The 25857-nt window shown below is 68.5% G+C and carries 24 protein-coding genes and 1 pseudogene; 15 read left to right on the forward strand and 10 right to left on the reverse strand.

The features are described 5' to 3' along the window. Positions 1 to 74 precede the first annotated feature (74 nt). Both LE190_RS06345 and hemN read right to left on the reverse strand, forming a co-directional pair. Positions 75 to 326 (reverse strand): heavy-metal-associated domain-containing protein, encoded by a 252-nt coding sequence (locus LE190_RS06345; RefSeq protein WP_225237885.1) that lies wholly within the window; start codon positions 324 to 326, stop codon positions 75 to 77. Between the two features lie 109 nt (positions 327 to 435). Continuing rightward, on the reverse strand, positions 436 to 1866 hold the full coding sequence (hemN, locus tag LE190_RS06350; RefSeq protein ID WP_225237886.1) for an oxygen-independent coproporphyrinogen III oxidase: 1431 nt from the start codon (positions 1864 to 1866) through the stop codon (positions 436 to 438). 241 nt (positions 1867 to 2107) lie between these two features. Here hemN and LE190_RS06355 point away from each other — a divergent pair, with 241 nt between their 5' ends. From LE190_RS06355 to LE190_RS06380, 6 genes are all read left to right on the forward strand, one after another. Continuing rightward, the gene (locus tag LE190_RS06355) at positions 2108 to 4381 is read left to right on the forward strand and encodes a nitric-oxide reductase large subunit (RefSeq protein WP_225237887.1); all 2274 of its coding nucleotides are present in this window, start codon (positions 2108 to 2110) and stop codon (positions 4379 to 4381) included. A 62-nt stretch (positions 4382 to 4443) separates the two neighbouring features. Next, on the forward strand, positions 4444 to 4707 hold the full coding sequence (locus LE190_RS06360) for a DUF2249 domain-containing protein (protein ID WP_225237888.1): 264 nt from the start codon (positions 4444 to 4446) through the stop codon (positions 4705 to 4707). A gap of 7 nt (positions 4708 to 4714) precedes the next feature. After that, positions 4715 to 5161, forward strand: a complete 447-nt coding sequence (locus LE190_RS06365; RefSeq protein WP_225237889.1) for an RrF2 family transcriptional regulator — start codon at positions 4715 to 4717, stop codon at positions 5159 to 5161. Beyond that, positions 5158 to 5406: a DUF2249 domain-containing protein gene (locus LE190_RS06370; protein ID WP_225237890.1), complete on the forward strand. Its 249-nt coding sequence runs from the start codon at positions 5158 to 5160 to the stop codon at positions 5404 to 5406. Before LE190_RS06365 ends, LE190_RS06370 begins: the two co-directional genes overlap by 4 nt. Then, complete coding sequence (locus tag LE190_RS06375) at positions 5391 to 6656, forward strand: permease (RefSeq protein ID WP_225237891.1); 1266 nt, start codon at positions 5391 to 5393, stop codon at positions 6654 to 6656. Before LE190_RS06370 ends, LE190_RS06375 begins: the two co-directional genes overlap by 16 nt. Before the next feature lie 103 nt (positions 6657 to 6759). Continuing rightward, positions 6760 to 8127, forward strand: coding sequence for a VWA domain-containing protein (locus LE190_RS06380; RefSeq protein WP_225237892.1), 1368 nt, complete (start codon positions 6760 to 6762; stop codon positions 8125 to 8127). Positions 8128 to 8196: 69 nt separating this feature from the next. On the opposite strand, the gene LE190_RS06385 is transcribed toward LE190_RS06380, so the two are convergent. Both LE190_RS06385 and LE190_RS06390 read right to left on the reverse strand, forming a co-directional pair. Then, a complete protein-coding gene (locus LE190_RS06385; RefSeq protein WP_439847463.1) occupies positions 8197 to 9099 on the reverse strand; it encodes an SIR2 family NAD-dependent protein deacylase in 903 nt (300 codons plus the stop codon). An 83-nt stretch (positions 9100 to 9182) separates the two neighbouring features. After that, complete coding sequence (locus LE190_RS06390; RefSeq protein WP_224945300.1) at positions 9183 to 9839, reverse strand: VTT domain-containing protein; 657 nt, start codon at positions 9837 to 9839, stop codon at positions 9183 to 9185. 232 nt (positions 9840 to 10071) lie between these two features. Here LE190_RS06390 and LE190_RS06395 point away from each other — a divergent pair, with 232 nt between their 5' ends. The 4 genes and pseudogenes from LE190_RS06395 to LE190_RS06410 all read left to right on the forward strand — a co-directional run bounded on the left by LE190_RS06395 (position 10072) and on the right by LE190_RS06410 (position 14170). Further along, positions 10072 to 10653: a hypothetical protein gene (locus LE190_RS06395; protein ID WP_225237893.1), complete on the forward strand. Its 582-nt coding sequence runs from the start codon at positions 10072 to 10074 to the stop codon at positions 10651 to 10653. A 101-nt stretch (positions 10654 to 10754) separates the two neighbouring features. Further along, positions 10755 to 10868, forward strand: a pseudogene (locus LE190_RS06400) (PAS domain-containing protein); the annotation flags it as partial. A gap of 94 nt (positions 10869 to 10962) precedes the next feature. Then, complete coding sequence (locus LE190_RS06405; RefSeq protein ID WP_225237894.1) at positions 10963 to 12879, forward strand: putative bifunctional diguanylate cyclase/phosphodiesterase; 1917 nt, start codon at positions 10963 to 10965, stop codon at positions 12877 to 12879. A gap of 73 nt (positions 12880 to 12952) precedes the next feature. Beyond that, entirely contained in the window at positions 12953 to 14170 is a 1218-nt protein-coding gene (locus tag LE190_RS06410; RefSeq protein WP_225237895.1) for a YeeE/YedE family protein, read from the forward strand. A 13-nt stretch (positions 14171 to 14183) separates the two neighbouring features. Here LE190_RS06410 and maiA read toward each other — a convergent pair whose 3' ends face one another. Genes maiA through LE190_RS06430 form a run of 4 tightly spaced genes read right to left on the reverse strand, consistent with a single transcriptional unit; the run spans position 14184 to position 17856 of the window. Then, positions 14184 to 14828 (reverse strand): maleylacetoacetate isomerase, encoded by a 645-nt coding sequence (gene maiA, locus LE190_RS06415; RefSeq protein ID WP_225237896.1) that lies wholly within the window; start codon positions 14826 to 14828, stop codon positions 14184 to 14186. Between the two features lie 3 nt (positions 14829 to 14831). Then, positions 14832 to 15542 carry a fumarylacetoacetate hydrolase family protein gene (locus LE190_RS06420; protein ID WP_225237897.1) on the reverse strand — a complete coding sequence of 237 codons (711 nt, stop codon included), beginning with the start codon at positions 15540 to 15542 and terminating at the stop codon, positions 14832 to 14834. A gap of 29 nt (positions 15543 to 15571) precedes the next feature. Beyond that, positions 15572 to 16636 carry a gentisate 1,2-dioxygenase gene (gtdA, locus tag LE190_RS06425; RefSeq protein WP_225237898.1) on the reverse strand — a complete coding sequence of 355 codons (1065 nt, stop codon included), beginning with the start codon at positions 16634 to 16636 and terminating at the stop codon, positions 15572 to 15574. 20 nt (positions 16637 to 16656) lie between these two features. Further along, complete coding sequence (locus LE190_RS06430) at positions 16657 to 17856, reverse strand: 3-hydroxybenzoate 6-monooxygenase (RefSeq protein ID WP_225237899.1); 1200 nt, start codon at positions 17854 to 17856, stop codon at positions 16657 to 16659. A gap of 108 nt (positions 17857 to 17964) precedes the next feature. Here LE190_RS06430 and LE190_RS06435 point away from each other — a divergent pair, with 108 nt between their 5' ends. Then, positions 17965 to 18855: a LysR family transcriptional regulator gene (locus tag LE190_RS06435; RefSeq protein WP_225237900.1), complete on the forward strand. Its 891-nt coding sequence runs from the start codon at positions 17965 to 17967 to the stop codon at positions 18853 to 18855. Here the strand turns inward: LE190_RS06435 and LE190_RS06440 are convergent. Both LE190_RS06440 and LE190_RS06445 read right to left on the reverse strand, forming a co-directional pair. Further along, complete coding sequence (locus LE190_RS06440; protein ID WP_225237901.1) at positions 18852 to 19745, reverse strand: LysR family transcriptional regulator; 894 nt, start codon at positions 19743 to 19745, stop codon at positions 18852 to 18854. The two genes, LE190_RS06435 and LE190_RS06440, sit on opposite strands and share 4 nt — an antisense overlap. A 95-nt stretch (positions 19746 to 19840) precedes the next feature. Beyond that, entirely contained in the window at positions 19841 to 21061 is a 1221-nt protein-coding gene (locus tag LE190_RS06445; RefSeq protein ID WP_225237902.1) for a flavin reductase, read from the reverse strand. A gap of 243 nt (positions 21062 to 21304) precedes the next feature. On the opposite strand from LE190_RS06445, the gene LE190_RS06450 reads away from it, so the two are divergent. From LE190_RS06450 to LE190_RS06465, 4 genes are all read left to right on the forward strand, one after another. Next, positions 21305 to 22231, forward strand: a complete 927-nt coding sequence (locus LE190_RS06450; protein ID WP_225237903.1) for an SDR family NAD(P)-dependent oxidoreductase — start codon at positions 21305 to 21307, stop codon at positions 22229 to 22231. Between the two features lie 19 nt (positions 22232 to 22250). Next, entirely contained in the window at positions 22251 to 23441 is a 1191-nt protein-coding gene (locus LE190_RS06455; protein WP_225237904.1) for a Rieske 2Fe-2S domain-containing protein, read from the forward strand. 66 nt (positions 23442 to 23507) lie between these two features. Then, entirely contained in the window at positions 23508 to 24680 is a 1173-nt protein-coding gene (locus LE190_RS06460; protein WP_225237905.1) for an acyl-CoA dehydrogenase family protein, read from the forward strand. Between the two features lie 12 nt (positions 24681 to 24692). Then, the gene (locus LE190_RS06465; protein WP_225237906.1) at positions 24693 to 25829 is read left to right on the forward strand and encodes a CaiB/BaiF CoA transferase family protein; all 1137 of its coding nucleotides are present in this window, start codon (positions 24693 to 24695) and stop codon (positions 25827 to 25829) included. Positions 25830 to 25857: the final 28 nt, after the last annotated feature.

A 25857-nucleotide genomic window follows, 5' to 3' on the forward strand; every position in this document is an offset into this window, starting at 1 on the left:
GCTGGCTGGGCGGCGATACGGACGCCTGCAGCGGCGCCCGCCGGGAGGGAGTCAGGCCTGGTACAGGAACCGGATCACAATCCGCTGCAGGAGCCGCAGCACGGAGCCGGGCCGGATGCCACCTTCAGCAGCGGGAAGCCCGCGCGCGCGACCATGCTGCTGATCTCCTGCGGCGTGGTCAGGTCGTCGTCATACTGGACGTGCACCCGCGAGCTGCCAATCGGGGCTTCGACCGCGCGCACGCCCGGCACCCGGCGCAGGATGGCGAACATCTTTTCGGCGGCCGGATGGTCGAGGGTGGCGCTCAATGCCAGGCTGTGTTCCATGCTGATTCCTTCGCGGTGACTGCTGCTTGTGTCCTCGTTCCATGCTAGCGAGGCTGGACAGGCGCGTCCTTGAAGCAGTTCAGGTTTTCGAATCAAGCGCCAAAGCTGCTCAGACGGTGCGGGAATAGGGCATGCGCACCAGCGGCACGCCGGTCTCGCGGCCCAGGTAGCGGTCGAACACCATGCAGATGTTCCGGACCAGGAAGCGTCCCTGGCTCGTCACCCGCAGCCGGCCCGGCTCGCGCACCAGGAGGCCCTGCGCGGCGTAGTCGTCGAGCTGCGCCTGTTCGCGCCCGAAATAGCTGGCGAAGCCGATGCCGTGGCGGCGCTCGAAGGCATTGAGGTCGACGTCGAAGTCGCACATCAGGCGCCCGATCAGGTCGCGGCGCACCAGGTCATCGAGGCTGAGCCGGATGCCGCGCGCCACGGGGAGCTGGCCACGGTCCAGGGCCGCGTAGTAGCGCCCGAGCGACTTCTCGTTCTGGCAGTAGCTGCCTGCCACCGCGCTGATGGCCGAGACCCCGCAGGACAGCATGTCGGCCTCCGCGTGCGTGGAGTAACCCTGGAAATTGCGGTGCAACCGGCCGGCGCGCTGGGCCAGCGCCAGCTCGTCGTCGGGGCGGGCGAAATGGTCCATGCCGATATACACGTAGCCGCTGGCGGTGAGGTGGGCGATGCACAGGGCCAGCAGGTCGAGCCGGGTCTGCGCGCTCGGCATGTCTTCCTCGCGGATCAGGCGCTGCGACTTGAACAGCTCGGGCATATGGGCGTAGCTGTACACCGAGATGCGGTCGGGCGCCGCCGCGACCACCTTGTCGAGCGTGCGCCGCATCGAGGCCACGCTCTGCTTCGGCAGGCCGTAGATGAGGTCGATACTGATGGAGCGAAAGCCCTGCGCCCGTGCGGCGGCGATGGCGTCCAGGGTCAGGGACTCGGGCTGGATGCGGTTCACGGCCTGCTGCACCTCGGGGTCGAAATCCTGTACCCCGAGGCTGATCCGGTTGAAGCCCTGTGCGCGCAGCTGCGCGATGCGGGCTGCGTCGACGGTACGTGGATCGATCTCGATCCCGTATTCGCCATCGGCGTCGCCGGCGAAATCGAAACGCTCGCGCAGGTGCCGGGTCAGGACCCCCATCTGTTCGCCGGACAGGTAAGTGGGCGTGCCGCCACCGAAATGCAGCTGTTCGACGCGGTTCATGCCCGCGTAGAGCGCGGCCTGCATGTCGATCTCGCGCAGCAGGTAGCCGAGGTAGATGGCGGCCTTGTCGCGGTCGCTCGTGATGATCTTGTTGCAGGCGCAGTAGTAGCACAGCGACTGGCAGAAGGGAATGTGCACGTATAGCGACAGGGGCGGACGCGCGTGCGCCTGGCGCCGTGCCGTTACCGCGAGGCGGTAGCCATCGCTGCCGAAGTCGGGTGCGAAGCGGTCCGCGGTGGGGTAGGAGGTGTAGCGCGGACCCTGGCGGCTCATGCGTGCGATGAGTTCGCCCGAGGGGAGGGCCGGGGCGGCCGGCGTGGCTGGAACTGCGTTGATGGTCATGGTGAACTCGCGTCTGCATCGATGCCGCGGGAGTCGCGGCCCTGGCTTGCTGAAAACATGCTTATTAAATATAGCTTATGCCTGCCCAGCTGGGCCTGCAAGGCAAAAAAGGCCCTGCGCAAGCCAGTTCGGGAATTCTTGATCTGGTCCATTAAAAAGAAGCATATGGTTTGCATGTTATTGCCGGGCTGCTTAGGATGCCGTCGAAAACCTGATTTTTAACGTTGATAAGGACATTGATATGCATGCGACACGCAAGCTATGGACCTGGCTGGCGATCATCTGTGTGGTCTCCTTCTCGGTCCTCGGTTGGGTCGGCAGGGAGATCTACCTGAAAGCGCCGCCCATCCCATCCGCCGTCACCAACGGCAAAGGCGAGGTACTGTACTCGGGCGACCAGATCCAGCATGGCCAGCAGGCCTGGCGCGCCGCAGGCGGACAGCAGCTCGGCACCGTCTGGGGCCACGGCAGCTACCTGGCCCCGGACTGGTCGGCCGACTGGCTGCACCGCGAAGCCCTGGCCCTGCAGGAAGCCGTCGCCAAGCGCGACTTCGGCCAACCCTATGCCGGGCTGGACACCGCTCGGCGCGGCCAGGTCGACGCCACCGTGCGCGAGGAACTGCGCAGGAACACCTATGATCCGGCGACCGGCAAGCTCGAACTGTCGACCCTGCGCGCCGCCGCCGTCCAGCAGGTGGCGATGCACTACGCCGCTTTGTTCGGCAGCGACAGCCGCTTCGACGCGCTGCGCGAACAGTACGCCATGAAGGCCGGCTCGCTGCCGGAGGAAGCCGACCGCGCGGCACTGACCGGCTTCTTCTTCTGGTCGTCCTGGGCCGCCGCCGCCGACCGTCCCGGCGAGACCGGCCTGAGCTATACCAGCAATTGGCCGCACGAACCGCTGGCCGGCAATACACCCACGGCGGGTGCGGGCATCTGGTCGATCGCCAGCGTGATCCTGATGATCGCGGCGATCGCCGCCATGGTCTTCTTCCATGGCATGCACAAGGAAGAGGAAGATCCGCCGACGCCGAAGAGCGACCCGCTGGGAGGCATGCGCATCACGCCCTCGATGCGCGCCACCCGCAAGTACTTCTTCGTCGTGGTCGGCCTGATCCTGGCCCAGGTGGCGATGGGTGTCGTCACCGCCCACTACGCGGTCGAAGGCACCAGCTTCTTCGGCCTGCCGCTCGGCGAGATCCTGCCGTTCACCGTGAGCCGTACCATCCATACCCAATTCGCCGTCCTGTGGATCGCCACGGCCTGGCTGGCCACCGGCCTGTACATCGCGCCGGCCATTTCGGGCCACGAGCCGAAGTACCAGAAGCTGGGTGTGAACGTGCTGTTCTATGCGCTGCTGTTCATCGTGGTCGGTTCGACCGCCACTGGCTGGCTGGGCACGCTGCGCGCGGCCGGTACCGACTATTCGTTCTGGATCGGTAACCAGGGCCTGGAGTTCACCAGCATGGGCCGCGTCTGGCAGATTCTGCTGTTCGTCGGCCTGCTGTTCTGGGCGCTGCTGCTCGGCCGTGGCCTGTGGCCGGCGCTGCGCAAGCCATCGGAAAGCCGCGGCCTGATCGCCATGGTGTTCCTGGCTGCGCTGTGCATCGGCGGCTTCTATGCCACCTCGCTCACCTGGGGCCGCGGTACCCACTATTCGATGGTCGAATACTGGCGCTGGTGGCTGGTCCACCTGTGGGTGGAAGGCTTCTTCGAAGTGTTCGCCACGGCCGTGATCGCACTGCTGTTCACCAGGCTCGGCCTGATCCGCGCCGCCTCGGCCAACAGCGCGATCGTCCTCGAGACCATCGTGTTCCTGTTCGGCGGCATCCTCGGCACCCTGCATCACCTGTACTTCACCGGCACCCCGACCTCGGTGATCGCGCTCGGCTCGATGTTCTCCGCGCTCGAAGTCGTGCCGCTGTCGCTGATCGGCATCGAGGCCTACCGCAACTACCAGCGCAGCAAGGCTGCCGCCTGGGTCCGCAACTACCGCTGGGCGATCCTGTGCTTCATCGCCGTCGGCTTCTGGAACACGGTGGGCGCCGGCCTGCTCGGCTTCTCGATCAATACGCCGATCGCGCTGTACTACATGCAGGGCCTGAACATGACCGCCGCCCACGGCCACGCCGCGCTGTTCGGCGTGTACGGGATGCTGGGCATCGGCCTGATGCTGTTCTGCCTGCGCGGCCTGAGCGCCGGCTACGGCTGGTCCGATTCGCTGCTGCGCCCGACCTTCTGGCTGCTCAACATCGGCCTGGCCATGATGGTGTTCATGTCGCTGGTCCCGGCCGGCATCTACCAGGCCCACGCCAGCATCACGACCGGCATGTGGTATGCCCGTTCGGCCGAGTTCGTGCACTCGTCCTTCATGGAAACCATGGTCTGGCTGCGCGTTCCCGGCGACATCGTGTTCGCCTTCGGTACCCTGTTCCTCGGCCTGTTCGCGTGGCGGCTGCTGCGCAGCGGGCGCGACCCGCAGGCGGTGGCGGAAGGCGCGCGCGTACGCGCCTGAGCTTCCTGATTCTTCCCTCCCGGCCGGCCGGCCGGGTCACTCTACCTTTGAAAGGAATCAACATGTCCCACGATTGTTCCAGCGAGTCCGTCTCGGCCCGGCCCCACGTGTTCGACGCCCGGGGCGTGGCGCGGCGCTTCCGGCATGCCGCCATCTTCGGCGCGCTCGGCGCGCTGCTGCCCGGCGAGGCGATGCGCTTCATCAACGACCACGACCCGCTGCCGCTGCTCGCGCAACTGGGCGAGTATTTCGGTCCCCGCGTGGATGTCGTCTACCACCGCCGTGCGACGGGCGACGTGGTGATCGACTTCGTCATGAAAAGCTAGGCCCGCCATGCGCCTGACCGAATTCACCGACCATGCCCTGCGCCTGCTGATGTACCTGGGAGCCCACCGGGGGCGCATGGCCACCATCGACGAGATCGCCCTCCAGTACGGCATCTCCCGCAATCACCTGGCCAAGGTGGTCAACGAGCTGGCTGCCTCCGGCTTGATCCAGACCGTGCGCGGCCGCAGCGGCGGGGTGTGGCTGACGCGCGAGCCGCGCGACATCCGGCTCGGTGAAGTCGTCACGCAAACCGAACCCAACTTCCACATGGCGCAGTGCTTCGGTGCGGATGCCGGAGCCTGCCCGTTTTCTCCCGACTGCCGGCTGCGCGCGTCCCTGGCCGGCGCGACCCGCGCCTACCTTGACGAGCTGAACCGGGTCACCCTGGCCGACCTGCTGCCGGCAGGGCCGCCTTCGGGATCCGCTTACTGCCACCAGCCCAGGACACCATGACAAGCCATCACACTCTCTCCGTCTGCCTGGACGTGTCCGGCCTGCTTCCACCGGAACCGATGGAGCAGATCCTCGACGCGCTCGCGGCCTTGCCCCCCCGGGCGTCCCTGCAGGTACGGATCGACCGCGAACCGTTTCCGCTATACCGGATCCTCGAGCGCGACGGCTATGATCACCGGATTGCCCCGCGCGACGACGGCGGGTACGACCTGACGATCCGGGCCGTGCGATGCAAAGGAAACTGAACTACGAGACCATGCCGCCGATCTGGGTGCCGCTGGCCTTTCTGCTCGCCGCACCCTGCTTCGCGCTGGCGGCATCGGTCGTGCTGGCTTGGCAGGGCGAAGCGGCGCTGGTCTCGCGCTGGACGCCGGCCACGCTCGCCATGACGCACCTGCTGACCCTGGGCTTCCTGACGATGACGATCGTCGGCGCGCTGTTCCAGCTGCTGCCGGTGGTCGCGGGGGCCCGGATCCCCTTTGCGCGTCCTGTCGCGGTCGCCGGCTGGATCGGCCTGGTGTCGGGAACCGTGATCCTGGCCAGCGCCCTGGGCCTCGGACTGGGCGGAGCTGCCTTCCACGCCGCCGCGGCGGTGCTTGCGCTGGCGGGCCTGCTCCTGCTGGCGGTGCTTGGCATCGCGCTCGCACGCCGCGGCGCCCCCGCCGCCAACGCGCTGGTGCGCGGCGTGCGGCTGGCCGCATCGGGTCTGGCGCTCACGCTGGGCCTGGGCGGCACGCTGGCCCTGTACCTGGGCGGCGTGGGGGTGCCGGACGTCCTGCTGCTGACCGACATTCACGCGTCCTGGGGTCTGCTGGGCTGGGTCGTGGCCTTGACGACGGTCGTGTCGTTCCAGGTCATTCCGATGTTCCAGGGCACGGCGGCCTATCCGGCGTCCCAGGAAGCCGGCGTACCGGCGCTGCTGTTCGCCCTGTTGCTGGCCTGGAGCGCCGCTGCGCTCGGCGGAACCGGACAGTGGCGCACCGCTGCCGAGATCGGCCTCGGCGTGCTGCTGCTGTCCTACGTCCGGACAACGCTCCTGCAGTTCCGGCGGCGCAAGCGCCAGGCCGATGTCGGCACGTTCTACTGGATCCAGGCCATGGCGTGCCTGGCAGGCGCGGTACTGGTGCATTTCCTTCCGATCGACGCCGACAGCCGGGCCCTGATGACGGGGATCCTGGTCATCGCGGGCTTTGCGATGTCTGCGATCAATGGCATGTTGTACAAGATCGTGCCCTTTCTCGTCTGGTACCACTTGCAGGAAAGGGCAGGGGGTGCACGTGCGCGCATGCCCGGGATCAGGACGATCGTCGACGCGCCGCGCGCGCTGCGCCAGTGGCGCTGGCACCTGGTTGCCTTCGTCCTGCTGCTGGCGGCGCCGCTGGCGCCCAGCGTCCTGGCGCGGCCCGCCGGCCTGTTCCAGGCCCTGGCCATGCTCCTCTTGATCCGCGACCTGGCCGGCGCCGCAGTGCTTTACCTGAGGCTTCGCAAGGCCTAGATGCGAGCCTCGGACCGCACCAATCTCGCATGGGGACAATGCCCGGCTGGCGCTTGCCGAGTTATCATTGCATGCATCGGACCAGGACAGGGGGAGAAGGGTTATGCAACAACTTTCGCGAGGCGCGCGCTTGCCTCTTGCCGGGGACGTGTCGCAGGGGCCGCTTCAGGTCAAGCTGGCGGGCCAGGGCCTGGCCCTCGACTTTGCCTGCTTTGCCGTTGACGCCTCCGGCAAGCTGGTCGACGACCGGTACATGACCTTCTTTAACCAGCCCGGAACGCCGTGCGGCGGCGTCGTGCTGGCGAGCCAGGGAAGCGCGGTCGACGGTTTTGTGTTCCGCCTCGCCATGCTGCCGCCAACGGTCGAGCGCGTCGTCATCACGGCCAGTATCGACGGGGACGGCACCATGTCGCAACTGGCAACAGGCCACGTGGGCCTGCATGGCGTGGAAGGCGAATTCGCGCGCTTCGCATTCACCGGCCAGGATTTCGCACACGAACAGGCAGTCATGCTCGGCGAGTTCTATCGCAGGGACGGGGGCTGGCGCTTCATGGCGGTCGCGCAAGGATTCAACGGCGGATTGCCCGCGCTGGTACGGCATTTCGGCGCCGACGTCGCGCAGGAATCCGTGCCTGCCGTTCCCGCGCCCCAAGGGCAGGCACAGGCAGCGGCTCCAGCTTCGCGCATCAGCCTGGAAAAGCGCATCGAAGCAACAGCACCGCAACTCGTCAGCCTGGTGAAATCGGCGGGCGTGTCACTGGCCAAGGCCGGACTGCAGGGGCATCGTGCCAGGGTCTGCCTGGTGCTCGACATTTCCGGATCGATGAGCAGCCTGTATCGCAAAGGCCTGGTGCAGCGTTTTGCCGAACGCATCCTGGCGCTGGGCTGCCGCTTCGATGACGATGGCGACATCGACGTTTTCCTGTTCGGCAGGAACGTCCATCACACCGAGCCGATGGGGCTTTCCAACTGGACGGGGTACGTCGCAAAGGTCATCGAGCGGCATCCGCTCGAGGGCGATACCCGCTATGGCGCCGCCATGTCCGCCGTACGCCGGCATTATTTCCCCGATACGGACGGTGGCGAGCGCAAGACGGCACATGCGGCGGCGCTCCCCGTCTACGTCATGTTCGTGACCGACGGCAGCACTTCCGACCAGGCCGTGACCGAACGCCAGCTGCGCTGGTCGAGCTGCGAACCCATTTTCTGGCAGTTCATGGGAATCGGGAAGGGAAGGAAATCGAGAAGCAAGCGTCTGTCCGATTTCGCCGATTCCGACTTCCCTTTCCTGGAAAAACTCGACGACCTGGACGGCCGCCTGGTCGACAACGCCGACTTCTTTTCGGTGGCGAGCCCGGACGAACATGCCGATTCCGCATTGTACGAGCTGTTGATGACGGAATACCCGGCATGGGTAGCGCAAGCGCGCCAGCACGGGCTGCTGCTGCAGGAGCCGAACCGGGTGAACTAGCTTGTCCGCCACCTGCGGCTTGATTCCTGGTGCGTACAGCACAGATCGGACAGGCCACCTCGCGGTGACTCAAGCAGACGGCTGGCCAAGGATGCGATCGATCGCCATTAGTGTGTCCAAGGCCCCGGCGGCAATCCCGACGCCGGGCACGCCGTCGAGATGCGGCGCGCGCGGGTTGATCCGGATGAGCGAGCCGCCGTGCCGCAGCACGACGCGCCGGGCGAACTGACGTACGGTCGGGACGTCCAGCCCGGCCCCGATCTCGATCACCACTGGTCGGCGCACCTGTGCCAGCCAGTCCTGGCAGTGTGCTGCCTGCAATGCGCGCTGCGTATCGATCCAGCCGCCATCGCCGAACATGAGGATGTTCGGCCGGGCCATGCCGCCGCAGTGGGGACAGGCGGGCAGGGGACCGCGCAGCGCACAATGGGCCTCGTCCACCACCGGCTGCAGGCCGTCGGCCGGCCACATCAGGGGAACGCAGGGCTGCAGGCACTGCAGGTGGTGGATGCTCCCATGACACTCCTCGATCCGCAAGGGATCAAAGCCGGCCTTCTGGAACTGGCCGTCGACGTTACTCGTGAACACGAAGTAGCCGTCACGCTTCGCCTCGCCCCAGCGCCGCAGCAGCCCGTAGCCGGCGTGTGGAAGGGTGCGGCGGTACAGGCCTAGCCGGTGGCCGTAGAAACCCCAGGCGCGTCGCGGATCGGCGCGGAAGGCGGACGGACTGGCGATGTCGGTGAAGCCGGTTCCTTCGGCGGCAAGCGCGGGGTAGGCCTTCCAGAAACCGGCGTTGCCGCGAAAGTCGGGCAGGCCGGAATCGACGCCCATCCCTGCGCCGGCAGCGATGAGCAGCGCATCGGCGCCGGCAAGCAGGACCGCGGCGCGTTCGATGGCCCGCGGGTCGCCTGGCGCCGCGCTCATGCCGGCGCCCCGAACGGTTCGGTGTGCATGCTGTGTCCTTTCACGCATGTCCGCGCATGTTGAACATCATGCCGGCGGCCAGCTTCGCCTGTCAAAGGCGCCGGTTCCGCCTTAGCGTCCGGGCCCCGTGGTCAGGCCTGCGGCCCCGCCGCGCGCTTGCTGCGATAGCGCTCCTGCATCCATGCCACGATGCCCGGCACCAGCGACAGCACGATGATGCCGAGAATGACGGCGGTCAGGTTCTCATTCACCCACTTGATGTTGCCAAATGCATAACCGGCCAGGGTCAGCGATACCACCCACAGGGTGCCGCCGGAAATGTTATACGAAAGGAAGGTCCGGTAGCGCATGCTGCCCAGCGCCGCGACGAAGGGCGCCAGCGTGCGTACGATCGGCACGTAACGCGCCAGCACGATGGTCTTGGGACCATGGCGCTCGAAAAAGCGCTCGGTATACAGGATGTGTTCGGGCTTGATGAAGCGCAGCCGGTGGCCCGCCTGGATACGCCCCCGGAACGCGCTGCCGACCGCGAAATTGACGATGTCTCCCAGCACCGCCGCCACGATCAGCAGCGGGATCAGCACCGGCAGCGACAGCATGCCCTTCGCCGCCAGCGCACCGGTGACGAACAGCAGCGAGTCGCCAGGCAGGAAGGGCATCACGACCACACCCGTTTCGACGAAGATCACTGCGAACAGCAGCACATAGACGAGCACCTGGTACTCGGCCGCGAGCACGGCGAGATGGCGGTCGAGGTGGAGGAACCAGTCGAGCAGGGTAGTCAGCATAGCGTTTGTCTTTGTTTCAGGTGAAAGCCAGGGATCGATCCCGCGTGATCGTCGCGCCAGTCCGCGGGCGGACCGGTAGGGGCGCAAACCACCGCATTGTACCGCGTGGCATGCGTCCACCCTAGTCGTCCATCACGCCGCAGGCGGCCTGCCGGCGCGATTGACCTGCTAAGATGCCGGTTTTGACACAGCGACAAGCCTGCAGCCGCCGAGCCCGCACCAGACCCCGCCCATGATTCCCTTTACCTTCAACGACATCGAGGTCGGCGCGCGCCTGGTCGAGGCCCTCGCGCGCCAGGCCAGCTCGCTGCGCGGCATGCCGATCACCTATGGCGACCTGCTGGCGCTGGCCCGTTCCCTGTATCCGAAGGATGAGGCGCTCGGCCGCGCGGTCCAGGTCGGCATCGGCCCGAAGCTGCTGTTCGTGGAAGGTTTCTGCGCCGCGCACGGCTATCCCAACCTGGCCTGCCTTGCACTGGACCGGGACACCGTGCGGCCCCATCCCGCCTACCAGGGCGAGTGGGAAGCCGACCGCCTTGCCGTCGCCGGCTTCGACTGGAGCGGGATCGCGGCGCCGCTCGCGGCGCATGTGGCCGCGCAGCGCGCAATGGTGCCGGCGCGCTACAAGCCGCGCAAGGAGCGGCCGGCGGACGTGGCCTGGTATGCCTATTTCTGTTCGCACCGGGCCGCCTGCGACAAGCTCGGCCCGGATGACAAGCAGGAAATCATCAACCAGATGATGGCCGGACTGGACCCGGAAACGGCGCTGGCGCGCGTGCTGGCGGCCCGGCCGGCATTCGGCGCGGCAGGCTGAGGACCTTCCTGCAGGTCGTGTACCGCAGGATAGCTTGCACTGTGCTGCCGAGCCCTTGAAAGTGCTAGGATGATCTACCCCAGTCGAATCGCGCTGCGAACATGGATGCCGATCCTGCCGCGGGCGGTCCAGCCCGCCTAGAAGACCTGCTCGAGCATATTCCCGCCGGCGTCGTGGTGCACGGCCCCGACGGCCGCATCCTGTCTGCCAACCGGCTCGCCTGCGAGCTGCTCGGCCAGACCCAGGACGAGCTGGCCGGCACCGCGTCAAGCGCGGCGGCATGGACCTTCATCCGCCCCAACCACGCGCATGCGGCCCGAGGACTTTCCGGTCAACGTGGTGTTGCGCACCGGCGTCAAGGTGGCACAGCTGATCGTCGGCGTACCCGGTGCGGGGGGCGTGCCGCTGCGCTGGCTGATCTGCAATGCCTACCCGGAATTCGATGCGTCGGGCCAGCTGCAGCAGGTGGTGGTCTGCTTTACCGACTGCACCGCGCTCAAGCGTGCCAAGCAGCGCCTGCAGAAGTCCGAGAAGCGCCTGCGCCTGGCCCTGCGCGGCTCGACCGATGCGCACTGGGACTACGACCTCGTGACCCGCGAAATCTACTATTCGGAGCGCTGGTGGAGCATGCTCGGCTACCACCCGGGCGAAGTGCCCGCCGACGAAACCCTGTGGCTGGCGCTCGCCCATCCGGAGGACCAGGAGGCAGTGATGGCGTTCATGCGCGAACTGTTCGCCAGGCGCTTCGACACCTACAGCATCGAGTTCCGGCTGCGCCACCGCGATGGCCACTACGTACCGGTGCTGTCGCGCGGCTTCGTGCTGCGCGACAATCACGGCAAGCCGCTGCGCATCTCCGGCACCAATACCGACCTCACCGAACGCAAGCAGGCCGAGCACCGGGTCTACCAGGCCGCCTATTTCGACTACCTGACCGGCCTGCCCAACCGCCGCCTGCTGGCGGAAGAGCTGGACAAGGCGCTGGCGCGCAGCGCCCGCACCGGCGAGCAGGGGGCGCTGCTGCTGCTCGACCTGGACAACTTCAAGCTGGTCAACGACACCCTCGGCCACGAACTGGGCGACGCGCTGCTGTGCCAGGTGTCGGAGCGCCTGCGGCTGGTGCTGCGCCACAGCGACGGCCTGGCCCGGCTGGGCGGCGACGAGTTCGTCATCGTGCTGGAACAGCTGGGCAGCTCGGTGCGCGAGGCGGTGCGCGAAACCGGGCACGTGGTCGACAAGCTGCTCGCGTCGCTCGAGCAGCCCTATCACCTGGGCGGGCGGATGATCCTGAGCACGCCCAGCATCGGCATCGTGCTGTTCGACGGGACCACGGCCGAAGTCGACGCCCTGCTCAAGCAGGCCGACATGGCCATGTACCAGGCCAAGGCCGACGGCCGCCATACGGCGCGCTTCTTCGACCCGGGCATGCAGGCGGCGGCCGACCGCCAGGCGGCGCTGGAAACGGCCCTGCGCGGCGGCCTGGCGGCGCACCAGTTCGTGCTGTATTGCCAGCCGCAGTTCAACCGCCAGGGAAGCCTGGTGGGCGCCGAGGCGCTGGTGCGCTGGCGCCGCGAGGGCGGCGAGCTGGTCGGGCCCGCCGAGTTCATCGGCCTGGCCGAGGCCTCCGGACTGATCGGGCCGCTCGGGCAGCATGTGCTCGACGCCGGCTGCCGGGCGCTGGCGCGCTGGCAGGGCGACCCCGTGCTAGGGCGCCTGAAGCTGGCGGTCAACGTTAGCGCCCACCAGCTGCGCAGCGCGGCCTTTGCGCGCCAGGTGGACGAGATCCTGGCGCAGACCGGCGCGCCGCCGCAGAAGCTGTGCCTGGAGCTGACCGAAAGCGTGTTCGCCGAGGACGCGGCCGGCATCATCGCGCGCATGCATGCGCTGCGCGCCCGCGGCATCGGGTTCTCGCTGGACGACTTCGGTACCGGCTTTTCATCGCTGTCCTACCTGAAGCGCTTTCCCCTGACGGCGCTGAAGATCGACCGCTCCTTCGTGCACGACGTGCACATCGATCCGGACGCGGGCCCGATCGTCGAGGCGATCATCGCCCTGGCGCGCACGCTCAAGCTCGACATCGTGGCCGAAGGCGTCGAGCACGAGGCACAGCGCAGCTTCCTGATCGAGGGCGGCTGCAGCACCTTCCAGGGTTACCTGCTGGGGATGCCGGTGCCGATCGAGGAATTCGAGCACCTGTATAGCGCGCACGGCCTGGGCCACGCCTGAACAGGCCTGCTCCGCTGCAGGAAGCGGCGAAACAGGCCACAATACGGGCTCGATTCCCAAGCCACGTTCATCCATGACACCAGCCAGCACCAGCATGCCGGCAGGCGGCGCGCCTGTCCAGTTCAAGCCCTTCGCCGTTTCCCTGCTCCTGCTCCTCGTGGGCGCCTGGTACCTCGCGCAAGCGGCGGACGGGCGCCAGGCCGCGCTCTACATCGTGGGCGCGCTGCTCGGCCTGACCCTGTACCACGCCGCCTTCGGCTTCACCTCGGCCTGGCGCGTGTTCATCGCCGACGGGCGCGGGGCCGGCCTGCGCGCCCAGATGCTGATGCTGGCGCTCGGCGTCCTGCTGTTCTTTCCGGTGCTGGCCAGCGGCGAACTGTTCGGCACACCGGTCAAGGGCCTGGTGTCGCCGGCCGGCACCTCGGTGATCGTCGGCGCCTTCATCTTCGGCATCGGCATGCAGCTCGGCGGCGGTTGCGCCTCCGGCACGCTGTACACCGTGGGCGGAGGCAGCACGCGCATGCTGGTCACGCTGGCCGCGTTCATCGTCGGCTCGGTGATCGGCACCGCGCACATGCCATTCTGGACCGCGCAGCCGCAGCTGGCGCCGGTCTCGATGATCGATGCGCTCGGCCTGGCGCCGGCGCTGGTCCTCAACCTGCTCGTGTTCGCGGCCATCGCCGCCATCACCGTCACGGTCGAGAAGCGCCGCCACGGCCGCCTGCATCCGCAGCAGCCGCAGCCGGCGGGAGGCGCACGCTGGCTGCGTGGTCCGTGGCCGCTGGTGGCCGGCGCCATCGCCCTGGTGCTGCTGAACTTCACGACCCTGGCGCTGGCCGGACGGCCATGGGGTGTGACCTCGGCCTTTGCGCTGTGGGGTGCGAAAGCCTTCTCCAGCATCGGCATCGACGTCGCCAGCTGGCCCTACTGGGCTACGAAGGCGAACGCCGCGGCCTTGGCGGCGCCGGTGTCGCAGGATGCGACCTCGGTGATGGACATCGGGATCGTGTTTGGTGCGATGCTGGCGGCGGCACTGGCCGGGCGCTATGCGCCGGTCTGGCGCCTGCCGCTGCGCTCCCTGGCGGCGGCCGTGGTCGGTGGCCTGATGCTCGGCTACGGCGCGCGCCTGGCGTATGGCTGCAACATCGGCGCCTACTTCAGCGGCATCCTGTCGGGCAGCCTGCACGGCTGGCTGTGGCTGGTTGCCGCCTTCATCGGGAACGTGCTGGGAACGCGCCTGCGTCCCCTGTTCGGACTCGAGGTCGAACGGGTGAAGCCGGGCGCCTGCTGAGGCGCCCGGGGGCTCATTCCGCGTCCGGCTGCAGGTCGGGCCGGGCCCTGGCGAAGGCGTCCAGGGCCTCGCAGCGGATGCCGATGTTGGCGATGGTCGGGAAGGCCGACAGGTCGCAGTCGAAGCGGCGCGCGTTGTACAGCTGCGGCACCAGACAGCAGTCGGCCATGGTCGGCTGGTCGCCGTGGCAGAACAGGCCGGTGTCCGGGCTGGACGCCAGCTGGCGCTCCAGTGCCGCCAGGCCCAGGCCCACCCAGTGCCGGTACCAGGCGTTCTTCTGCTGGTCCGACACGCCCAGTTCCGCGCCCAGGTATTTCAGCACACGCAGGTTGTTGATCGGGTGGATGTCGCAGGCGATCGCCTGCGACAGCGCGCGCACCCGGGCGCGGCCGGCCGCGTCGGGCGGCAGCAGGGCCTGGCCGGGCCGGGTCTCGTCGAGGTACTCGATGATCGCCAGCGACTGGGTCAGCACCACGGCGCCGTCTTCCAGCACCGGCAGCAGGTGCTGGGGATTGATGGCGTCGAAGGCCGGCGCGAACTGCTCGCCGCCGTTCTTCGACAGGTGCACGTAGGATTCCTCGGCGGCCAGTCCCTTCAGGTTCAGCGCGATGCGCACCCGGTAGGAGGCCGAGCTGCGGTAGTAGGTATGCAGCTTCATGCCTCACACCACCTTCACGCTGATCGGGCTCAGGCCGGCCACGCTGCCCACCATGGTCTGGCCGGGCAGCACCGCGCCCACGCCTTCCGGCGTGCCGGTCATGATCAGGTCGCCCGGACGCAGTTCGAACAGGGTCGAGAGCTGGGCGATGGTCTCGTTCACGTTCCAGATCAGTTTCGACAGGTCGCTGCTCTGCACGGTCTTGCCGTCCACCGTGAGGGCGATCGCGCCGGCGGCCAGCTCGCCGCTGTCGGCCAGCGGCGTGATCGGGCCGATCGGCGCCGAATAGTCGAAGGCCTTGCCGATTTCCCACGGGCGGCCCTGTTCGCGCATGCGCATCTGCAGGTCACGCCGGGTCATGTCCAGGCCCACGGCATAGCCGAAGATGTGGCTGGCCGCGTCTTCCACGGCGATATCGCGCCCGGCCTTGCCGATCGCGACCACCAGCTCGATCTCGTAGTGGTAGTTTTCGGTGCGCGGCGGGTAGGGAATGGCGGCTTCGGCGCCGGCGGCCACCGGCACCACCGACTCGGCATCGTTCGGCTTGCAGAAGAAAAAGGGCGGTTCGCGGTCCGGGTCGAAGCCCATTTCACGCGCGTGCGCGGCGTAGTTGCGGCCGACGCAGTAGATGCGCCGCACCGGGAAGGCGGCCGCGCTGCCGTTGACGGGCAGGCCGACGATGGCCTGGGCGGGGAAGAGGAAGTGGTCGCTCATGATGGGTTCTCGGATGGTTCCAGGTTCGGTTATTCGGGCAGGAATTCTTCGCGCAGCTGGCCCAGGGCCTGCAGCACGGGGCGGTCGGAAAAGCTGAACAGCACCGCATCCTCGTCGGCCTCCAGGACCAGCGTGGCCCAGGCCGGCACCACGAAGGTGTCGCGCGCGGCGAAGTCGAAACGCCGGCCGCCGATGATGGCGCGGCCGCTGCCCTCGACCACGCTGTACACGGTGCCGTCGGTGCTGCGGTGCGGCAGGCCGCGGAAGCGCGCCGGCAGCAGCTGCATGCAGGCGCCGATGGTCGGCATCGGGGCGCCGCCGGTCAGCGGGTTCACGTAGCGCAGCTTGACGCCGAGCCAGGCGTCGATCTCCTGCTGGCGGCGCAGGGTTTCCAGGGCTTCGCGCGAGCGCTCGTACGGATAGTTGAAGATCGGCGAGCTGCTGCCGCTGTGCACGTGGCGCACCGGCACCATGTTGTGGCCATAGGCCGCCAGGCTGCGCCCTTCCGGACGGGCGATCGGCTGGCTCGCGCTGTCGCCGTTCTCGGCGAAGCCGCTGTTGAAGAAACGGACCATCGGGATGTCGAGGCCGTCGAGCCAGACCACGGGCTCGCTGACGCCGTCGATGCCGGGGTTGCCATGGTCGTGCCAGGTCCAGGCCGGGGTCAGGATGAAGTCGCCCGGATGCATCATGGTGCGTTCGCCGTCGACCGCCGTGTAGGCGCCCTTGCCCTCGACGATGAAGCGCAGCGCCGACTGGGTGTGGCGATGCGAGGGCGCGACCTCGCCCGGCAGGATCAGCTGCAGGCCGGCGTACAGCGAGCGGGTGATCGCGGCGCTGCCGGGCAGGGCCGGGTTTTCCAGCACCAAGACGCGGCGCACGGCTTCCCCGGCGGTGATCACCTCGCCCGCACGCTTCAGGTGCGGCACGATGTCCCGGTAGCGCCACAGGGCGGCTTCATAGTCGGGTGCCGGCTGGCGCGGCACCAGGGTGTGCAGCGATTCCCACAGCGGGCTCAGGTTGTGGGCGCGCATGGCCTGGTACAGCGCGCGGCGCGCTTCCTGGACCGCGTGCGGGGGCAGCTCGTTCTTCATGTTGGCGTCTCCTTGTTGATTCAATGTGCCAGGCAGTTGTCGGCATGCCAGTCGTACAGCCAGGCCAGGGCTTCGTAGAAGCCGCTGGCGTCGCGGCCCTTCCACAGGTCGTTGCGCACCAGGCGCTCGACGCCGGCGGCGTGGTACAGGCGCCCCATCTCGCGCACCGACAGCACCACCCGGGCGCTGCGGGTGATGCGCGAGCGCTGGTACAGGTCGAACGCGGCCGCCATGTCGTAGTTGCAGTGCCTGATGGCGGCGCCGAGGGTGACGGCGTCTTCCAGGGCCATGCAGGCGCCCTGGGCCAGGTACTGCATCATCGGGTGGGCGGCGTCGCCCAGCAGGGTGATGCGCCCGCGGGTCCAGTTGTCCACCGGCTCGCGGTCGGCCGTGCTCCAGCGCCGCCAGCTCTGCGGCAGGTGCAGCAGCTTGCGCGGCAGCTCGGCGATGCCGGTGAAGTAGGACAGCACCTCTTCCTTGCTGCCGTCGCTCACGCCCCAGGTTTCCGGTTCGCGGCTGTGGAAGGTCACCACCAGGTTGTACAGGTCGCCGCCGCGCAGCGGGTAGTGCACCAGGTGGCAGTTCGGGCCGGCCCACACCACCGGCGCGTTCATGCGCAGTTCCTCGGGCATGTCGGCCACCGGCACCACGGCGCGGTAGACCACGTGGCCGGAAACGCGCACGCCGTCGCCCACCACCGCCTCGCGCGCCACCGACTTCACGCCGTCGCAGCCGATCAGGTAGCCGGCCTGGAAGCGCCGGCCGTCGGCGGCGCTCACCGTCACGCCCGCGTCGTCCTGCTCGATGCGCTCGATGCGGCAGGAGGTCACCAGCTCGATGTTCGGAATGCCGCGCACCTGCTCGAGGATGGCGGTGTGGATGTCGGCGCGGTGGATCACGGCGTAGGGGTTGCCGAAGCGCTGGCGAAAGGCCGGGCCGACGTCGAAGCTGGCGACGGTGCCGCAGTCGATCGCGTCCATCATCACCAGGCGCTCGGTGAACACGGCCATCTCGCGCACGCGCCGGCCGGCGCCGAGGGCGTCGAGGGCGGCGAAGGCATTTGGCCCGAGCTGCAGGCCAGCGCCGATCTCGCCCAATTCGGTGGCCTGCTCGAGCACCGTCACCTGCAGGCCAAGCTTGGACAGCGCCAGCGCCGCGGCGATGCCGCCGATGCCGGCACCGGCGACGATCACGGAGGGTGGGGAAGCGGGTAAGGACATGGCGGTCTCCTGGTCTTGTCGATTGGTGCCAGTGTGCCTGCCGATCTTTATTTGGAAAACTGATGGAGCTTGATTATGATGATCGACAATCCCAATAAAGGAAGAGGCATGGCCTTCGATCTGGAACTGCTCGCGATCTTCGACGAGATCTACAAGACCGGCAACGTGACGCGCGCGGCGGCCAACCTGGGCCTGCCGCAATCGACCGTGAGCGTCGGGCTCGGACGCCTGCGCGAGCATTTCAACGACCGCCTGTTCAGCCGCACGGCCAAGGGCATGCTGCCCACGCCGCGTGCGCAGAACGCGATCGGCGACGTGCGCGCGGCCCTGCAGGCGCTGCAGCATGCGCTGGCCGACCAGCCGGCCTTCGATCCGGCCGCCAGCGAGCGCGAGTTCCGCATCTGCATGACCGACATCAGCGAAGTAGTGCTGCTGCCGCGCCTGTTGAACCATGTGCGCGACGTGGGGCCGGGGATCCGGCTGGCCATCTCGAAGATCTCGCCGGACAGCCCGCTGGAGCTGGCCGACGGCAGCGTCGACCTGGCGGTGGGCTTCATGCCGCACCTGGAGGCGGGCTTCTACCAGCAGGTGCTGTTCGACCAGCATTTCGTGTGCCTGGCCGCCGCGAACCACCCACGCGTGGGCGCGGAGCTGCACAGCGAAGACCTGCGGCGCGAGGCGCACATCCGCGTGCTCACCTCGGGCACCGGCCACGCGATCGTCGACAAGGTCCTGGCGGCCGAGGGCATCGAGCGCAGGTTCGCGCTCAAGCTGCCCAGCTTCCTGGGCGTGGCGCGCATCGTGGCCCAGACCGAGCTGCTGGCCATCGTGCCCTTCCGCTATGCGGCCGAGGTGGCGGCCAGCGAGGCGGTGCGCGCGCTGCCCGTGCCGGTGGAGCTGCCGCCCTTCCAGGTCAAGCAGCACTGGCACGAGCGCTACCACGCCGACGTGTCGAACCGCTGGCTGCGCCAGACAGTCGCCAGCCTGTTCCTGAGCTAGGGTGCCAACAGGTCGGTGAGGCTGTTCCGTACTTCTTCCGCCGCCGCCAGCACCAGCGGATTGTTCGGCTGCTGCCCCGGCATCACCATGCACAGCGTGGTTTCCAGCCCCGGGCGCTCGATGCGCTGCCAGGACAGGGCCGGGAGGGTGGCGTCGCGCCCCACCAGGCGCGGCATGATCGAGTAGCCCATGCCCTGGGCCACCAGCTCCATGGTCGAATAGGTCGAATCGACCTGCAGCCGCAGGTTCACGCCCAGGCCGAGGCGCGCCGCCGCCGATTCGATGGCGACCCGGATCGAGTGGTTCCCGTGCGGGAGGATCAGCGGCAGCGCCGCCACCTCGGCCAGGCCGACCTGCTGCGCATCCTCGCCCACCGGCGCCGCGCCGATCAGGTACAAGGGCTCGGAGACGATCGGCGTGATCCGGATGTTGGGCGAGGCCGCCGGGTTGTACAGCAGGGCGAAATCCAGTTGCCCCAGCAGGACCGCGTCGTACAGGGCGCCCGACAGGCCCTCGACCACGCTGATCGAGGCGCGCGGATACAGCTCCACCAGCCGCGGCAGCAGGGCGGCGATGCAGGCGCGCCCGATGCTCGGGGTCATGCCGATCGCCAGCTGGCCGGAAAAGGCCGACTCCGAATCGCGCACCGCGATCGCGGCCGCATCCATCAGGTGCAGCACGCCGCGCGCGTACTCGAGGAACTTCTTGCCGGCCTCGGTCAGCAGCACGCCGCGGCCGTGGCGGTAGAACAGGCTGGCGCGCAGTTCGACTTCGAGCGCGCGCACCTGGCGGCTCAGGGTGGACTGGCCGATGTCGAGCAGGTCGGCGGCCTTGATGTAGCTGCCGGTTTCGGCGATGCGCACGAAGTGGCGGATCTGGGTGATTTCCATGCTGCCTCGCGTAACTGGGAGATTTGCGAATATATGAGTGTAACGCGCGGCGCACGTGCTGTCAGGCTTGTGCCCGGGATCGGCTCAGGCTGTGCTCAGGCCCGCAGCCGCTGCGGCTCGGCGCCGCGCCTTGCGGCGGTCGCCGCTTCCAGCCGCGCGGCCGAGGCCTGCAGGCGCGCCAGCCACCCGTGCACCTGGCCCAGGCTGGCGCCGGGCGGCACGGCGCTCAGGCGCAGCACCAGCACGACCTGCCCATGGGCGTCGCGCACCGGCACGGACAGGTGGCGCAGGTCGTAGCGGCCGTCTTCCGGCAGCGCGTCCGGCTCGTGCAGGCCGGCGCGCGCTTTGGCCGCCTCCAGCAGGCGCCGTTCCTGGCCCGGGGTACGGTGCGGCATCGAGTACAGGGCGACCAGCTCTTCGAGCTGGCTGCCTTCTCCATCCTCGCCATACAGGGCGATCGACCAGCCGCGCGCGCGCACCCGTTCCAGCTGGGCGCGCGCCGCCTCCACCGTCTCCTGGTCGGCCCGGCCCAGGCGCTTGAGCCATTCGGCCTCGCCCGGGGCGCCGGCGCTGCCCACGAACAGCGGGCCGAGTGGCGGCGCGCAGGGCACCCGCAGGCCGAGGCGGCTGTGCAGGCGGAAGTTCGGCGAGCGGTTCTCGGTGGCGACGTACACCACGTCGCCGCCGACGGCCGCCACCAGGCTGCACTCGGCCTCCAGCTCCACCGCCACCGCTTCCATCTCGTCGCGCCCGGTCTCGGCCAGCTGCACCGCCTCGATGGTTTCGCGGTCGGCCTGGGCCACCAGCGGCCCCGGCGTGAAGCGGCCGTAGCCGCGCTGGAAGAACAGCAGCGGCGCCGTGTCGCGCTCGAGCGCCATGTCGCGCACGCCGCCCAGCACGATGTAATGGTCGCCGACTTCGGTCACGCTGGCGTAGTCGCAGTCGATCCAGGCCACCACGCCGTCCAGCACCGGATTACCGGCCGGGCTGCGGTGCCAGGCCAGGCTGGCGAACTTGTCCTCGGCGGGCGAGGCGAAGTGCTGGCACACGGCTTCCTGGTCGGCGGCCAGGATGTTGACGCAGAAGCTGTTGCCGGGCGCGGCGCGCATCCGCGCGAAGGTGCGCGAGGTCTTCATCGGCAGGTAGCCGATCAAGGGAGGATCGAGCGAGACCGAGGTGAAGGTGCCGATCACCATGCCGGTGGCGGCGCCGTGCTCGTCGATGCAGGTGACGATGGCGACGCCGGTTGGATAGCTGCCGAGCACCTCGCGGAAGCGGGCGCCGTCGATGGGCTGGACGGGAAGGGTGGTGTGCATGGGGGTCTCGCTGTCTCGTTGGAATGGGCCGGATCGAAAGCCGAAAGGGGCCGGGTGCGTTTGATTATATCGTTCTAGAACGGTTATTCAAGAACTTTCGCGCACTGGAGTCATGCAGTTTACGCATAGTAGCCTTGAAGGTATTCGACTTGTATCGGTTCGGCCCAGTGCTGACAATGCTCCTCATTGCCCGACCGGGCCGGCTCCACCGGCGCCGGCAGGGACCCAGGAGACAGGTAGAACATGGACAGATTGAACAACAAGGTCGCCATCGTGTTTGGCGCGGGACCGAACATCGGCGGCACCATCGCCCACTTCCTGGCGCGCGAAGGCGCCAGCGTGTGCGTCACCGACATCAAGGAAGAAGCGGCCTTGGCCGCGGCCGACTTCATCCGCGAACGCGGCTGGGAAGCCACCGGCCTGGCCTGCAATGCCCGCAGCGACGAGGACGTCAAGCGCGCCGTTGCCGCCACCGTCGAACGATACGGCCGCCTCGACATCGTCGTCAACATGGCCGGACGCGTGCATTGGGACGACGTCCTGAACATGAAGCTGGACGACTGGCACGACTCGGTCGGCAGCTTCGCCACCGCCGGCCTGCTGGCCACCCAGCACGGCGCGCGCGCCATGCTGGCCTGCGGTGCGCAGGGCAGCATCATCCACATCATGTCCACCGCCGCCCACTTCGGCGAGGCCGACGGCGCCGCCTACTGTGCGGCCAAGGCGGCCCTGCTCAACTTCGCGCGCTCTGCGGCGCTCGACCTGGCCCACCACGGCATCCGCGTCAATACCGTCACGCCCTGCTCGATGGAGCACCAGCTGTGGTCGACCATGCGCGACGAGATGTTCGCCCCCGACTGGGAGCAGCCGCAGCGGCGCGGCTTCTACTCGCGCCAGGAATACCTGGACCAGATGCCGCTGCGCCGCTTCCCGCGCGCCGCCGACCTGGCCTGGGCCACGGTATTCCTGGCCTCGGACGAATCGTCCTGCATGACCGGTGCCGACCTGGCCGTGGACGGCGGCCTGCGCCACAAGTACCCGACCTGGACCCCGGGCAGGCACGACCCGCTCGACATCAAGGACTATGCGCGCGCCACCCGCGTCACCCGCTATGGCGAGGAGCAGGAGCTCCTCACCGAACTGCACGGACAACCGATCGACCGTTCCTGACCTATCACGGAGACACCCTATGGAAACCATCCAGGACCAGCGCCGCGAAGAACGCGCCCAGCAATTCCGCAAACTCACCGAGACCAGCCGCTGCAAGCCGATGGGGCGCCTGCTGCGCCAGTTCTGGCAGCCGGTCGCGCTGTCCGAGGACGTCGCCGCCGGCGGCGCGATCCCGCTCCTGATCATGGGCGAGGAACTGACCTTGTACCGCGGCGAAAGCGGCGCCCTGCACCTGGTGGGCGGACGCTGCGCGCACCGCCGCACCCTGCTGCACACCGGCTGGGTGGTGGGCGAAGAAATCCGCTGCATCTACCATGGCTGGCAGTTCGACGGCAGTGGCGGCTGCACCAAGCGCCCGGCCGAGGCCAACAACGGCATGCCGCGCACGAAGATTCCCGGCTACCCGGTGCGCGAGTACATGGGCCTGGTGTTCGCCTACTTGGGCGAGGGCGCGGCCCCCGAATTCGACCTGCCGCGCAAACTCCGCCTGGAGCGCGAAGGCACCCTGGTGGCCAACGGCCGCGAACGCTGGGACAACAACTGGTTCCAGCAGGTCGAGAACTCGCTGGATGCGGTGCACGTGAGCTTCGTGCACATGGCGCTCACCGTGGGCCCGTTCGGCAAGGCCGTCACCGGCGCGATTCCGGAGCTGTCGTATGAAGAGACGTCGGCCGGCATCCGCCAGACCGCAAGGCGCTCGGAAAACAACGTGCGCGTCAGCGACTGGACCTTCCCGAACAACAACCACGTTACCGTGCCCGGCCTGACCCCGGACGACCCGTGGATCGACGTGTTCGTGTGGATGACCCCGAACGACGACCTGAACACCACCCGTTTCATGATCTACGGCCAGGCCCCCGGCGCCAGCGAGGAAGCCCGCCAGCGCTTCAGCGACTATTTCGCCAAGTACGGCAAGTACGATCCGGCCGAGCACCACGACGAGCTGTTCGCCTCGCGCGAGTGGAACAATCCGGACGACATCTTCGTGGGACTGACCGCCGCCCAGGACTACCTGTCGATCCGCGGCCAGGCGCGCGTCACGGCGCGCGAGGACGAGATCCTGGGCCGTTCCGACCTCGGCATCGTCACCCTGCGCAAGCTGTTCTTCCGCGAGCTGGAGCTGATCGAGGCCGGCCAGCCGACCAAGGCGTGGCACGCGCTGCACGATGCCGACGCGCTGCCGGTGCAGCCCGGCCAGGAAGCCGCCTGATCCACCTTCGCACCCGGCGCCGCCACCTCGCGGCGCCGGTGCTCCCACCACGAATGCGCCTCCACCATGCTTGACTTGACCCCCCATGATTCGCTCCCCGAGGAGCTGCTGCAGTTCCGCGACTCGATCCGCCGCTTCGTCGACCGCGAGCTGATCCCCCTCGAACACGCCGTCGGCGCCAACGGCATGCTGCCGCCGGAACAGGCCGAGGCCCTGCGCCAGCGCGCACGGCAGGCCGGCTTCTGGCTGATGGACATCCCCGAGGAATTCGGCGGCCAGGGCTTGCCGCTGCTGGCCCTGGCCGTGTTCTGGGAAGAGGTCGGCCGCAGCACGGTCGCCTCCTGGGTGCGCGACCACGGCATCTTCGGCCCGATGGTCGGCCCGATCCTGCTCGGCCTGAACCCGGAGCAGCGCGCCCGCTACCTCGATCCCGTGCTGGATGGGAGCAAGCGTTCCTGCTTCGCCCAGACCGAGCCCGACGCCGGTTCCGACCCGTCGATGATGCGCACCCGCGCCGTGCGTACCGAGGCAGGCTGGCGCCTGAACGGCGTCAAGCGCTACATCACGCGCGCCGCGGCCGCCGATTTCGCCATCGTGATGGCGGTGACCGATCCGGACAAGGGCGCGCGCGGCGGCATTTCCTGCTTCCTGGTCGACCTGGACGCGCCCGGCGTGACGCTGGCCGGTTCCGAGAAGACCCTGATGGGCGACGCACCCAGCGAACTGAGTTTCGAGGACGTGCTGGTGCCCTTCGGGAACCTGGTGGGCGAGGAGGGCCGTGGCTTCGCCCTGGCCCAGGGCTACATCAATTACGGGCGGGTGCGCCAGGGCGCGCATGCCTGCGGTGCTGCCGAGCGCTGCCTGGCCCTCACCGCCGAATACGCGCACCAGCGCAAGACCTTCGGCCAGGCCCTGGCCGAGCGCCAGGGCGTGCAGTGGATGATCGCCGACGCCTTCACCGAGCTTTACTGCACCCGCCTGCTGGTGTACGACGCGGCCCGCAAGACCGATGCCGGGGTCGACGCGCGCATGGAGACCTTCATGATCAAGACCTTCGGCGTGGAAGCCGGCTGGCGCATCATCGACCAGTGCATGCAGCTGCACGGCGGTATGGGCCTGACCGAGGACACCCCGATCGAGCGTTTCTGGCGCGACCTGCGCAGCTACCGCATCACCGAAGGCCCGACCGAGGTGCTGCGCACCACGCTCGCGCGCCAGATCCTGAAACACTACGCCTGAAAGGAAGCACGCATGCACAACCCCCTGGAGGGCATCCTGGTCATCGAACTGGGCACGGTACTGACCGCGCCCCTGGCCGGCATGATGCTGGCCGACCTCGGCGCCCGCGTGATCAAGGTCGAGCACCCGAACGGCGGCGACCCGTTCCGCCGCCACGCGGGCAAGCTCTACAGCCCGCACTTCGCGTCGTACAACCGCAACAAGGAGAGCATCCAGCTCGACCTGCAGACCGAGTCCGGCCGCGCCGACCTGCTGGCGCTGCTGGCGCGCGCCGACGTCCTGCTGGAAAACTACCGTCCGGGCGTGATGACGCGCCTCGGACTGACGCAGGGCACGCTGGACGCGGTCAACCCGCGCCTGGTGTGGGCCTCCATCACCGGCTTCGGCGCGGAAGGGCCGTACCGCGACCGCCCGTGCTACGACGCGGTGGCGCTCGGCCTGTCCGGCCTGGCCAGCCAGATGCTGGAGCCCGTGCAGCCGGTCATGAACGGGCCGACCATCTCCGACAACATCACCGGCATGTATGCCGCCTACGGCATCCTGGGCGCGCTGTTCGGCCGCCAGCAAAGCGGCAAGGGCGCCCGGGTGGAAGTCAACATGCTGGAAGCCTCGATCGCGTTTTCGCCGGAAGGCTTCGCGCAGTACACCCGCCTGGGCGTGGTGCCGGCGCCCCAGACCCGGGTCGCGATCTCGCAGTCGCACGCCTTCGCCTGCGCCGACGGGCGCCTGGTGGCCGTGCACCTGTCCTCGGTGGAAAAGTTCTGGCAAGCCTTCGTCGCCGTGATCGAGCGCCCCGACCTGCTGGAGGACGCCCGCTTCCTCGACCCGCAGCTGCGCACCCGCAACTACGCGGCCCTGAACGACGAGGTGGCGCGCAGCTTCCGCACCCGCACCCGCGCCCAGTGGTGCGAGCGCCTGGGCGCCAGCGACGTCCCGTTCGCGCCCGTCAACACCGTGCCGGAAGTGATGGAAGACCCGCAGGTGGTCCAGGCCGGCACCTTCTACCGGAGCGCGCATCCGGAACAGGGGGAGATGACGGCGATCCACCGCCCGGTCGTGATCGACGGCGCGCGCGGACCGACCACCCGCCCGGCGCCGACCCTGGGCGAGCACGACGCCGCCATCCGGGCCGAATTCGGCCTTGGCTGACGCCGCCGGATCGACCACCCAACGACAC

Origin of the sequence: Massilia hydrophila (genome assembly GCF_020208145.1) — a bacterium.
Taxonomy (GTDB): domain Bacteria; phylum Pseudomonadota; class Gammaproteobacteria; order Burkholderiales; family Burkholderiaceae_D; genus Telluria; species Telluria hydrophila.

What these genes read in the sequence shown, in the direction of transcription:
- LE190_RS06345 (WP_225237885.1), bottom strand. Translation starts at nt 326, where the DNA reads ATGGAACACAGCCTGGCATTGAGCGCCACCCTCGACCATCCGGCCGCC.
- LE190_RS06455 (WP_225237904.1), top strand. Translation starts at nt 22,251, where the DNA reads ATGGAAACCATCCAGGACCAGCGCCGCGAAGAACGCGCCCAGCAATTC.
- LE190_RS06365 (WP_225237889.1), top strand. Translation starts at nt 4,715, where the DNA reads ATGCGCCTGACCGAATTCACCGACCATGCCCTGCGCCTGCTGATGTAC.
- LE190_RS06435 (WP_225237900.1), top strand. Translation starts at nt 17,965, where the DNA reads ATGGCCTTCGATCTGGAACTGCTCGCGATCTTCGACGAGATCTACAAG.
- LE190_RS06360 (WP_225237888.1), top strand. Translation starts at nt 4,444, where the DNA reads ATGTCCCACGATTGTTCCAGCGAGTCCGTCTCGGCCCGGCCCCACGTG.
- LE190_RS06370 (WP_225237890.1), top strand. Translation starts at nt 5,158, where the DNA reads ATGACAAGCCATCACACTCTCTCCGTCTGCCTGGACGTGTCCGGCCTG.
- LE190_RS06390 (WP_224945300.1), bottom strand. Translation starts at nt 9,839, where the DNA reads ATGCTGACTACCCTGCTCGACTGGTTCCTCCACCTCGACCGCCATCTC.
- LE190_RS06355 (WP_225237887.1), top strand. Translation starts at nt 2,108, where the DNA reads ATGCATGCGACACGCAAGCTATGGACCTGGCTGGCGATCATCTGTGTG.
- LE190_RS06430 (WP_225237899.1), bottom strand. Translation starts at nt 17,856, where the DNA reads ATGTCCTTACCCGCTTCCCCACCCTCCGTGATCGTCGCCGGTGCCGGC.
- maiA (WP_225237896.1), bottom strand. Translation starts at nt 14,828, where the DNA reads ATGAAGCTGCATACCTACTACCGCAGCTCGGCCTCCTACCGGGTGCGC.
- LE190_RS06385 (WP_439847463.1), bottom strand. Translation starts at nt 9,099, where the DNA reads ATGCGTGAAAGGACACAGCATGCACACCGAACCGTTCGGGGCGCCGGC.
- LE190_RS06440 (WP_225237901.1), bottom strand. Translation starts at nt 19,745, where the DNA reads ATGGAAATCACCCAGATCCGCCACTTCGTGCGCATCGCCGAAACCGGC.
- LE190_RS06465 (WP_225237906.1), top strand. Translation starts at nt 24,693, where the DNA reads ATGCACAACCCCCTGGAGGGCATCCTGGTCATCGAACTGGGCACGGTA.
- gtdA (WP_225237898.1), bottom strand. Translation starts at nt 16,636, where the DNA reads ATGAAGAACGAGCTGCCCCCGCACGCGGTCCAGGAAGCGCGCCGCGCG.
- LE190_RS06395 (WP_225237893.1), top strand. Translation starts at nt 10,072, where the DNA reads ATGATTCCCTTTACCTTCAACGACATCGAGGTCGGCGCGCGCCTGGTC.
- LE190_RS06410 (WP_225237895.1), top strand. Translation starts at nt 12,953, where the DNA reads ATGACACCAGCCAGCACCAGCATGCCGGCAGGCGGCGCGCCTGTCCAG.
- LE190_RS06445 (WP_225237902.1), bottom strand. Translation starts at nt 21,061, where the DNA reads ATGCACACCACCCTTCCCGTCCAGCCCATCGACGGCGCCCGCTTCCGC.
- LE190_RS06420 (WP_225237897.1), bottom strand. Translation starts at nt 15,542, where the DNA reads ATGAGCGACCACTTCCTCTTCCCCGCCCAGGCCATCGTCGGCCTGCCC.
- LE190_RS06380 (WP_225237892.1), top strand. Translation starts at nt 6,760, where the DNA reads ATGCAACAACTTTCGCGAGGCGCGCGCTTGCCTCTTGCCGGGGACGTG.
- LE190_RS06450 (WP_225237903.1), top strand. Translation starts at nt 21,305, where the DNA reads ATGGACAGATTGAACAACAAGGTCGCCATCGTGTTTGGCGCGGGACCG.
- LE190_RS06375 (WP_225237891.1), top strand. Translation starts at nt 5,391, where the DNA reads ATGCAAAGGAAACTGAACTACGAGACCATGCCGCCGATCTGGGTGCCG.
- hemN (WP_225237886.1), bottom strand. Translation starts at nt 1,866, where the DNA reads ATGACCATCAACGCAGTTCCAGCCACGCCGGCCGCCCCGGCCCTCCCC.
- LE190_RS06460 (WP_225237905.1), top strand. Translation starts at nt 23,508, where the DNA reads ATGCTTGACTTGACCCCCCATGATTCGCTCCCCGAGGAGCTGCTGCAG.
- LE190_RS06405 (WP_225237894.1), top strand. Translation starts at nt 10,963, where the DNA reads ATGCGGCCCGAGGACTTTCCGGTCAACGTGGTGTTGCGCACCGGCGTC.